Origin of the sequence: Streptomyces sp. NPDC008150, assembly GCF_042956945.1 — a bacterium.
Lineage (GTDB): Bacteria > Actinomycetota > Actinomycetes > Streptomycetales > Streptomycetaceae > Streptomyces.
In genome coordinates, this window is record NZ_JBIBHJ010000001.1 from 687,155 (window position 1) to 696,962 (window position 9,808).

8 protein-coding genes are annotated in these 9,808 nt (G+C 73.7%); 5 read left to right on the forward strand and 3 right to left on the reverse strand.

Annotated elements, in window-relative coordinates:
* Positions 1-25: 25 nt before the first annotated feature.
* Positions 26-1,399, reverse strand: coding sequence for a glycine betaine/L-proline transporter ProP (gene proP / locus ACFZA0_RS02960; RefSeq protein WP_391010224.1), 1,374 nt, complete (start codon positions 1,397-1,399; stop codon positions 26-28).
* A gap of 528 nt (positions 1,400-1,927) precedes the next feature.
* Here proP and ACFZA0_RS02965 point away from each other — a divergent pair.
* Positions 1,928-3,991 (forward strand): phosphatase PAP2 family protein, encoded by a 2,064-nt coding sequence (locus ACFZA0_RS02965; RefSeq protein WP_391010226.1) that lies wholly within the window; start codon positions 1,928-1,930, stop codon positions 3,989-3,991.
* Between the two features lie 127 nt (positions 3,992-4,118).
* Here ACFZA0_RS02965 and ACFZA0_RS02970 read toward each other — a convergent pair whose 3' ends face one another.
* On the reverse strand, positions 4,119-4,535 hold the full coding sequence (locus ACFZA0_RS02970; protein WP_391010229.1) for a transglycosylase SLT domain-containing protein: 417 nt from the start codon (positions 4,533-4,535) through the stop codon (positions 4,119-4,121).
* A gap of 420 nt (positions 4,536-4,955) precedes the next feature.
* Here ACFZA0_RS02970 and ACFZA0_RS02975 point away from each other — a divergent pair, with 420 nt between their 5' ends.
* Positions 4,956-5,630 carry a phosphotransferase gene (locus ACFZA0_RS02975; protein ID WP_391010232.1) on the forward strand — a complete coding sequence of 225 codons (675 nt, stop codon included), beginning with the start codon at positions 4,956-4,958 and terminating at the stop codon, positions 5,628-5,630.
* Here the strand turns inward: ACFZA0_RS02975 and ACFZA0_RS02980 are convergent.
* Complete coding sequence (locus tag ACFZA0_RS02980) at positions 5,602-6,261, reverse strand: TetR family transcriptional regulator (RefSeq protein WP_391010235.1); 660 nt, start codon at positions 6,259-6,261, stop codon at positions 5,602-5,604. The two genes, ACFZA0_RS02975 and ACFZA0_RS02980, sit on opposite strands and share 29 nt — an antisense overlap.
* 206 nt (positions 6,262-6,467) lie before the next feature.
* Between ACFZA0_RS02980 and ACFZA0_RS02985 the strand changes: the two genes are divergently transcribed.
* From ACFZA0_RS02985 to ACFZA0_RS02995, 3 genes are read left to right on the forward strand one after another with little or no spacing between them, the layout of a single operon-like run.
* Positions 6,468-7,856 carry a glycosyltransferase gene (locus ACFZA0_RS02985; protein WP_391010238.1) on the forward strand — a complete coding sequence of 463 codons (1,389 nt, stop codon included), beginning with the start codon at positions 6,468-6,470 and terminating at the stop codon, positions 7,854-7,856.
* Positions 7,850-8,584: a methyltransferase domain-containing protein gene (locus ACFZA0_RS02990; RefSeq protein WP_391010241.1), complete on the forward strand. Its 735-nt coding sequence runs from the start codon at positions 7,850-7,852 to the stop codon at positions 8,582-8,584. The genes ACFZA0_RS02985 and ACFZA0_RS02990 overlap by 7 nt, the downstream gene beginning before the upstream one ends.
* Positions 8,581-9,651: a prenyltransferase gene (locus ACFZA0_RS02995; RefSeq protein WP_391010244.1), complete on the forward strand. Its 1,071-nt coding sequence runs from the start codon at positions 8,581-8,583 to the stop codon at positions 9,649-9,651. Before ACFZA0_RS02990 ends, ACFZA0_RS02995 begins: the two co-directional genes overlap by 4 nt.
* Positions 9,652-9,808: the final 157 nt, after the last annotated feature.

The following is a 9,808-nucleotide window of genomic DNA, read 5'->3' on the forward strand; positions in this document are numbered from 1 at the left end:
TGGGAGGGGCGGGCGGGGTGCGGGATCAGCGCTCCACGGACGGTGCCGAGCCGGGCAGCGGGCGGCCGGCCGACTCCGTCATGAACCACACCGCGACGCCGCCGACCACGGCCGCGGCCATCATGTAGTAGGCGGGCATCATCATGTTGCCGGTGGCGCCGATCAGCGCGGTCACCACCAGCGGGGTCGTCCCGCCGAACAGCGACACCGAGACGTTGAAGCCCACGGACAGCGAGCCGTAGCGCACCCGGGTCGGGAACAGCGCGGGCAGCGCGGAGGGCATCGCGGCCGTGAAGCAGACCAGCAGCAGACCCAGCGCCGCCATGCCGAGCCCGACGGCGAGCAGGCTGCCCTGGCGGATCAGCAGCAGGGCGGGCACCGACAGCAGCAGGAAGCCCGCGCAGCCGGCCGCGATCACCGGACGGCGCCCGACCCGGTCGGTGAGCGCGCCCGCGAAGGGCTGGACGATCATCATCAGCGCCATCACGGCGAGCACGACCAGCAGACCGTGCGTCTCGTCGTACTTGAGCTCACTGGTCAGGTAGCTCGGCATGTACGACAGCAGCATGTAGTCGGTGACGTTGAAGACGAGGACCAGGCCGACGCAGAGCAGCAGCGCGCGCCACTGGCCGGCGATCATCTCGCGCAGCGGCACCTTGGGGCGCGCCTTCTCGGACTTGGCGACCTCGGCCGCGAACGCGGGGGTCTCCTCCAGGCGCATCCGCAGGTACAGGCCGAAGACGCCCATCGGCCCGGCCACCAGGAACGGCAGCCGCCAGCCCCAGGAGAGCAGGTCGTCGGAGGACAGCAGCGCCGTCAGCAGGGTGACGAGGCCGGCGCCGCCGATGTATCCGGCGAGGGTGCCGAACTCCAGCCAGCTCCCGAGGAACCCGCGCTTCTTGTCGGGCGCGTACTCGGCGATGAAGGTGGACGCGCCCGCGTACTCGCCGCCGGTCGAGAAGCCCTGCACCAGACGGGCCGCGAGGAGCAGCACCGGGGCGCCGACGCCGATCGAGCCGTAGGAGGGGATCAGGCCGATCGCGAAGGTGCCCGCGGCCATCATGATCATGGTGATGGCGAGCACCTTCTGGCGTCCGATCCGGTCGCCGAGCGGGCCGAACACGACGCCGCCGAGCGGCCGGACGAGGAAGGCGGCGGCGAAGGCGCCGAAGGTGGAGAGCAACTGGGCGGTCGGGTTGCCGGACGGGAAGAAGACCTTGCCCAGGGTGACGGCGATGTAGCTGTAGACGCCGAAGTCGAACCATTCCATGGCGTTGCCGAGCGCCGCCGCCTGCACGGCGCGACGCACGAGGGCCGGATCGGTGGCGGTGGCGGTTGCTTCGGCGGGGCGGGGGGCCCGTACGGACGAGGGGGCAGTGGCGACTGTGGCAGCCGACAAAACGGGGCTCGCCTACCTTTCGACGGGGACGGGGGCGGGCCCGCACGGCGTCGCTGGCGCCGGGCCGGGGACCGACTTTAGGGGTTTTTGACCCGCTCACGTACGGTGCGAGACTCGTTGCACACTGCACGTAAAGGGGCCCTGGTCAGGGGCGTACGGCCCCTCGCGGACGGCGCGGGCGGGCGCGCGATGTGACCTTTGTCGCGCGGAACGGGGGGCCACCGGGCCGGGACGTCCCAGGTCAGGGGCGAGTGCCGCCTCCCACGTTCGGGTGGGAGGCGGGCTCTGGACCGCGCACCGGCAACCGGCGCTCCCGCACGGCCGGCGAGTTCCCCGCGCGCGGTGTGCCACGGCCGCCGGGGGGCCCGTCGGCCCCGCCGACTATCGTGCGAACGAAACGGGAGCGGACGTCAGGTGAAGGCCGGGTTGCCTGCGTCCTTGTCCGGGGGGTGCTGTGCGCCCCATAAGGTGCGCACAGAGGAAGTCCACGCGCGCGCGTGGGACCAACGGGGCGGAGGCCGACGAGGCGTGGCGAATGCGGAGCACAGCGGGCGGCCGGCGGGGGCCTACGGGGCGACGGCGATCGGTGCGGGCGGAGCGCGCGTCCGCGCGGTGCGCGTCGGCCTGTGGCTGGTCGCGGCGGTCCTGGCCGCACGGCAGGTAGCGGTCGTCCTCGGCAGCCCCCGCGCGGACCGGCTGACCGACCTGGAGACCTGGGTGGGACCGTCCGGGGTCCTGCACGTGAAGGGGTCCCTCTACGACTCGACGCAGTTCACCGGCACCCCCTTCGCCGGCCTCGTGCTCAAGCCCCTGACCAGGGCCGCCGAGCAGGGCCTCGGCTGGGGCTGGACCTTCGGCACGCTGCTGCTGGTCGTCGCGCTCGGCCTGGTCGCCGTGCGCGCCCTGCCGCAGCCCGCCGGGCGGCGCACGGCGCTGTTCGCGGCGCCCGTCGCGATCAGCCTGCTCATGCTGTCGCTGCCGGTGCGCAACACCCTGTGGCTCGGCCAGACCAGCATCATCCCGGTCCTGCTGGTGCTGCTCGGCTGCTTCACCGTGCGCGGCGAACGCGGCAGCGGCGTCCTGATCGGCCTCGCCGCGGCGCTCCAGCCGACCGTGCTGCTCTTCGTGCCGCTGCTGTGGCTCACCGGCCGGCGCCGCGCCGCCGTCTCCGGGGCGGCCACCTTCGCCGTGTGCACGCTGCTCGCGTGGGTCGCGCTGCCGCACGACTCCGCCACCTACTGGGTGCACCACATGGCGGGCGCCGGGCTCGGCGGCCGGGCCGACGGCCTCGCCAACCAGTCCCTGCACGGCGCGCTGCTGCGGCTCGGCCTCTCCGGCCCGCCGGAGATCGCCCTGTTCCTGGTGCTCGGCGCCGTCGTCGCGGTCCTCGGCCTGCGCCGTGCCGTCGGGTACGCGCGCGACGGGCAGCTGCTGCTCGCGGTGGCCGTCACCGGCTGTGCGGCGATCGTCGTGTCGCCGACCGCCTGGCAGCACCAGCTGCTGTGGGTGCTGCTCGCCGTCGTCGGCCGGGTCGGCCGGCGCGCGTCGGACCGCTTCGTGTGGCCGGTGGCCGTCGTCCTGGTGATGACGCTGCCCGCGCACGTGCTGCTGCCGAACATGTCCGCCGCCTACCCGCTGCGCGACAACCTGGTGCTCCTGGCGGCCCTGGCCGCGGCGACCGCCGTGCCGTTCCTGCCGCGCAGCTCCCCGTACTACGACAGCCCGGTGCCCACCCAGTACGCGGCGCCGGTGCCCGCCCGCTTCCGGCACGTCCCGCTGGTGCCGGTCCTGCGCCGGGTGCTGACCCGGCCGAACCTGCTGCTCGAACTGCTGCTGATCCGCGTCACCTACGCGGCCTACGCCAAGGTCCGGCTCGCGGCGACCGGGGGCAGCAACGCCGCCGGCCGCACCACCGCCGAGGCGCACGGCCACCAGATCCTGTCGATCGAGCGGTTCCTGCACATCGACATCGAGCACGCCGTCAACCACGCGGTCTTCCACATCGGGTGGCTCAAGGGCTTCTTCGACTTCTACTACGAGTCGTTCCACTTCTTCGTCCCGCTGGGCGTCCTCGGCCTGCTGTACTGGCGCCGCCCCGTGGACTACCGCTGGGCCCGCAGCGCCCTCGGCTTCGCCACCCTGCTCGCCCTCGTCGGCTTCTGGCTCTACCCGCTGGCCCCGCCGCGCCTGATGCCGGCCCTCGGGATCATCGACACGGTGCACGGGGTCCAGGACTTCTCCAAGCCGGACTACGGCACGCTCACGGCGCTGACCAACCAGTACGCGGCGATGCCCTCGCTGCACTTCGGCTGGTCGCTGTGGTGCGGTCTGGTGATCGCGATCGTCGCGCCGAAGTGGTGGATGAAGGCGCTCGGCCTGCTGCACCCCCTGTTCACCGTCTCCGCGATCGTGGCGACCGGCAACCACTGGGTGCTGGACGCGGCGGGCGGCGCGGCCGTCGTGCTCGCCGGCTTCGGCCTGACGTACCTGCTCCAGGGCCCCCGGGCGCTGCCGGAGGCCACCGAGGAGGCCCGCCGGAAGACCCGGGAGGACGAGCCGGCCGTGCCGGACCGGGCGCCGGCCACGGGGTGACGGCGGCCGCGCACACCCGCACGCGGACATGACGAAGGCGGCGGCCCCGGGGATCGGGGGCCGCCGCCTTCGTGCGGTGCGGGCCTCGTGGGCCCGCGTCACTCACTGCCGCCGCGGTGCGGTCCGGTCAGTAGTAGTTGTGGGTCTGCCAGAAGTTCCACGCGCCGACCGGGCTGCCGTAGCGGGAGTTCATGTAGTCCAGGCCCCACTTGATCTGGGTCTTGGGGTTGGTCTTCCAGTCGGAGCCGGCGGACGCCATCTTCGAGCCGGGCAGCGCCTGCACCAGGCCGTAGGCGCCGGACGAGGAGTTCGTGGCGCTGACGTTCCAGTTGCTCTCGTGCTCGACGATGTGACTGAACGCGGCGTACTGGGCGGAGTTCGGGATCATCTTGTGCGCGACCGCCTGGGCCTGCGCGGCCGAGCTGCCCGTGGCCGCCTGGGCGGGCCCGGCGGCCAGCACCATTCCGGCGCATGCCGCGCCGAGGGCGCCGACGGTGAGGGCCTGCTTCGGGGACGCGATACGGCGAATGCGGGTGACGAACACGAGGAACCTTTTTCTTCGGGGACCAGGGGCCGCTCGCACGACGTCCGCACCGGAACGAGGTGGGGGAGTGCGTCGGCGCCGCGGCCCGTGGGGGCTCGTCGGCGCCTGGCGACCACTCCACAGAAGCAGGCCCGCGGCCCGCCCGCAATGACCCCTTTTACTAGTGGAGGTCGCATCCGTGACAAAGGTCCGTCGTGTGACGCGTCTCTCAAACCGCAGGTCAGAGGCCATTTTGCCAAGCCCATGACAAGCCCGTTCGCTACTACTCCGCTTCGTGGGTGACCTCGGTCATGTGCGCCAGTTCACCGCCCGCGCGACGCCCGGTGCGCGACCGGTCACCGAGCGGCCCGGCCCGGCCGTGACCCACGTCGCACCCCGCCCCGGGCTCCCGCCCGGCCCGCCGTCGGATAGCTTCGCGCCATGCGCGCGACGGGGAGACTGCTGGGCTCGGGCCGGACGGCCGACGTGTACGAGATCGACGGGGCGTGGGTGCTGCGCCGCGACCGGGAGGGGTACGGGGACGCGGCCGCCGAGGCCGCGCTCATGGCGCACGTGCGCGCGCACGGGTTCCCCGCGCCGCGCGTGCGGGAAGCGGCGTCGCGCACGGAACTGGTCATGGAGCGGCTGTCCGGACCGACGATGCTCGGGGCCTGGAGCACCGGCGCGATCGACCCGGTGGCGGCGGGCACCGCGCTCGCCGGTCTGCTGCGGCGCCTGCACGCGATACCCCCGCTGCGCTCGGCCGACCCCGCGGACCGGATCCTCCACCTCGACCTGCACCCCGACAACGTGATCCTCGAACCGGACGGCCCCCGCGTCATCGACTGGGCCACCGCCGAGGAGGGCCCGCCGGGGCTGGACTGGGGCATGTCCGCGGTGATCCTCGCCCAGGTCGCCGCCGGCGGCGGCGACCCGGGCCCGGCGGTCCGCGAGACGCTCGCGGCCCTGCTCGCCGACCCGTCCGGCCTCACGGGGGCGGGCCTCGCCGAGGCCCTGCGCCGCCGGGCCGCGAACCCGACGATGAGCCCCGCCGAGACGGACCTGCTGGGCGCGGCGGAGGAGATGATCAGGGAGATCGCGGGGCCGTTGCGCTAGGACCCGCCGGCGGCCCCGCGTCCGGTCCGATCAGCCTGCACACCGTCTCGATGTCGGCCCGCACCTGCGTTATCGACGCCCGCCCCGACAGCCAGGTGATCAGCGCCGAGTGCCAGGTGTGCTCGATCACGCGGACCACGGACAGCTCGTCCGGGTCCGGGTCCGTCAGGCCCATGGCCTCCAGGATGATCGCCGTCGTGCGCCGCGAGACCTGGTCCACCTCGTGGGAGACGCTGCGGTCGGCGAAGGTCAGCGCGCGCACCATCGCGTCGGCGAGGTGCGGATCCTGCTGCAACGCGTGGAAGGCCCGCATCAGGGTCTGCGTCACCCGCTCCGCCGCCGTCTCGCCGGCCGGCGGCCGCTTGCGCAGCGTGGCGTGCAGATGCTCCAACTGGTCCTGCATCGTGGCCACGAGCAGGTGCACCTTCGACGGGAAGTAGCGGTAGAGGGTGCCGAGCGCCACCTGCGAGGACTCGGCGACCTCCCGCATCTGCACGGCGTCGAAGCCGCCCCGCCCGGCCAGCCGGGCGCTCGCGCGCAGGATGCGGCGGCGGCGCGCCTCCTGCCGCTCGGTCAGGGGCGCGGCTGCGTTCCGCGCGAGGCTCGCGTCCACCTTGGCTTGCCCAGGCATGGGGTTCCGTTCCGTGACCGCCGGTGAGGCGGGTGATCGGACAGCGCGGCCGTGTCCGCCGTGGCGCGAATCACCCGGGTCGCCGGTCACCGTGTGGCTACCTGCCGGTAGATTCGGAGGCTCCTGAACGATCAAGTCTGAAACTTGTTCTAGATTAACGTCCCGGCGTAGTCTCGCGGGACCACGCAGGCAGAAGGGGGCCCAGAGTGACCGCTGAGGCCAGTCAGGCGGGTCCTCCGGAGGGCCTCGCCGCTGACGGCGAGCGCCCGCTCAGCATCGCACTCCTCACGTACAAGGGAAACCCGTTCTGCGGCGGTCAGGGCGTCTACGTACGCCACCTCTCGCGTGAACTGGCCCGCCTGGGCCACCGCGTGGAGGTCATCGGTTCGCAGCCCTACCCGGTCCTCGACGAGGTCCGGGACGGCAGGCTCGGCCTCACCGAACTGCCCAGCCTCGACCTCTACCGCCAGCCCGACCCGTTCCGCACCCCGGGGCGCGGCGAGTACCGCGACTGGATCGACGCCGTCGAGGTCGGCACCATGTGGACCGGCGGCTTTCCCGAGCCGCTCACCTTCTCGCTGCGCGCCCGGCGCCATCTCCAGGCCAGGCGCGGCGAGTTCGACGTCGTGCACGACAACCAGACCCTCGGATACGGCCTGTTGGGCGACATCGGCGCCCCGCTGGTGACGACGATCCATCACCCCATCACCGTGGACCGGCAGTTGGAGATCGACGCCGCCACGAGCCGCCGCCGCCGGCTGTCCGTGCGGCGCTGGTACGCCTTCACGCGCATGCAGAAGCGCGTCGCGCGCCGCCTGACGTCGGTGCTGACCGTCTCCGGCACCTCCCGCGCCGAGATCGTCGACCACCTCGGGGTGGACCGCGACCGGGTCCACGTGGTCCACATCGGCGCCGACACCGGCCTGTTCTCGCCCGACCCGTCCGTCGCCCAGGTGCCCGGCCGGATCGTGACGACGTCCAGCGCGGACGTGCCCCTCAAGGGCCTGGTCTTCCTCGTCGAGGCGCTCGCCAAGGTCCGCACCGAGCACCCCGCCGCACACCTCGTCGTCGTCGGCCGCCGCGCCGAGGACGGCCCGGTCGCCCGCGCCATCGAGCGGTACCAACTCGCCGACGCCGTACGGTTCGTGAAGGGCATCACGGACGAGGAACTCGTCGACCTGGTGCGCTCCGCCGAGGTCGCCTGCGTGCCGTCGCTGTACGAGGGGTTCTCGCTGCCGGCCGCCGAGGCCATGGCGACCGGCACCCCGCTGGTGGCCACCACCGGCGGCGCCATCCCCGAGGTCGCCGGGACCGACGGCGAGACCTGCCTCGCGGTGCCCCCGGGCGACGCGGGCGCGCTGGCCGCCGCGCTTGGCCGGCTGCTGGGCGACGCCGGACTGCGCGAACGCCTGGGCCGCGCCGGACGCGAGCGGGTGCTCGCCCGCTTCACCTGGGCCCGCGCCGCCGAAGGCACGGTCGCCCGCTACCGCGAGGCCATCGCCCGCGCGGGCCGCGCGCCCGCCGGCCGGGGCGCCGCGGACACCCCCACCGAACCGCCCGCCCCCACTCACCGCGAAAGCAGGGCCACGTGCTGACCGTCGACTTCTCCCGGTTCCCGCTCGCCCCCGGCGACCGCGTGCTGGACCTCGGCTGCGGCGCCGGACGGCACGCCTTCGAGTGCTACCGGCGCGGCGCGCGCGTGGTGGCCCTCGACCGCAACGGCGAGGAGATCCGCGAGGTCGCCAAGTGGTTCGCGGCGATGGCCGAGGCGGGCGAGGCACCCGAGGGCGCCACCGCCACCGCCATGGAGGGCGACGCGCTCCAACTGCCCTTCCCCGACGAGTCGTTCGACGTCGTCATCATCTCCGAGGTGATGGAGCACATCCCCGACGACAAGGGGGTGCTCGCCGAGATGGTGCGCGTCCTCAAGCCCGGCGGACGCATCGCGATCACCGTCCCGCGCTACGGCCCGGAGAAGGTCTGCTGGGCGCTGTCCGACGCCTACCACGAGGTCGAGGGCGGCCACATCCGGATCTACCGCGCCGACGAACTCCTCGGCAAGATGCGGGAGTCGGGCCTGCGCCCCTACGGCTCCCACCACGCCCACGGCCTGCACTCGCCGTACTGGTGGCTCAAGTGCGCGTTCGGCGTCGACAACGACAAGGCGCTCCCGGTGCGGGCCTACCACAAGCTGCTCGTCTGGGACATCATGAAGAAGCCCCTGGCGACCCGCGTCGCCGAGCAGGCCCTGAACCCGCTGATCGGCAAGAGCTTCGTGGCCTACGCGACCAAGCCGCACCTGCCCCCGGTGGACGCCAAGTGACCACTCCGCGCACGGAACACCTCGTCCTGCCCGGCGTGCTGACCGCCGAGCAGGCCGTGGCGACCGTCCACGGCATCCTCGCCGCGCAGCGCGAGGACGGCGCGATCCCCTGGTTCCGCGGCCACCACCTCGACCCGTGGGACCACGTCGAGGCGGCCATGGCCCTGGACGCCGCGGGCGAACACGCCGCGGCGGAACGGGCGTACGCGTGGCTGGCCCGGCACCAGAACGACGACGGCTCCTGGTACGCCGCCTACACCGACGGCGAGGCCGCGCTCGTCCAGGACCGCGCCCGGGAGACCAACTTCGTCGCCTACGTCGCCGTCGGCGTCTGGCACCACTACCTGTCGACCGGCGACGACGCGTTCCTCGACCGCTCGTGGCCGACCGTCCGCGCGGCCGTCGAGTTCGTCATCGGACTCCAGCAGCCCGGCGGCCAGATCGGCTGGAAGCGCGCCGACGACGGCACCCCCACCGAGGACGCCCTGCTCACCGGCTGCTCCTCCGTCCACCACGCGCTGCGCTGCGCCCTCGCCATCGCGGAACAGCGCGAAGAGCCGCAGCCCGACTGGGAGTTGGCGCTCGGCACGCTGCGCCACGCGATCCGCAGCCACCCCGAGCGGTTCCTCGACAAGTCCCGCTACTCGATGGACTGGTACTACCCGGTCCTCGGCGGTGCCCTCACCGGCGCCGAGGCCGGCGCCCGCATCCGGGAGGGCTGGGACCGCTTCGTGGTGCCCGGCCTCGGCGTGCGCTGCGTCGTGCCCAACGCGTGGGTGACCGGCGGGGAGTCGGCCGAACTCGCGCTCGCGCTGTGGGCAACGGGCGAGTCCGACCGGGCACTTGAGATCCTCCAGTCGATCCAGCACCTGCGGGACCCGGAGAGCGGCCTGTACTGGACGGGCTACGTCTTCGACGACGGGGCCGTCTGGCCGCGGGAGTTGACCACCTGGACGGCTGGCTCCCTGCTGCTCGCGGTCGCCGCGCTCGGCGGCCACGAGGCCACCGTCGCCGTCTTCGGCGGCGAACTGCTGCCGCTGGGCCTGGACACCGACTGCTGCGCCTGAACCACGTGCGACGGGGCCGTGGGGGGGGGGGGGGGGGGGCGCCGGGCGGGGGGGGGGGGGGGGGGCGCGCCCCCCCGCGCCCCCCCCCCCCCCCCCCCCCCCCCCGCCGCCGCCCCCCCCCCCCGCCCGCCGGCCCGCCCCCCCCCCCCGGCCACCC

Excerpts from the sequence above, each read along its gene's own strand:
- ACFZA0_RS02980 (WP_391010235.1), bottom strand. The coding sequence starts at position 6,261 with ATGCCTGGGCAAGCCAAGGTGGACGCGAGCCTCGCGCGGAACGCAGCC.
- ACFZA0_RS02975 (WP_391010232.1), top strand. The coding sequence starts at position 4,956 with ATGCGCGCGACGGGGAGACTGCTGGGCTCGGGCCGGACGGCCGACGTG.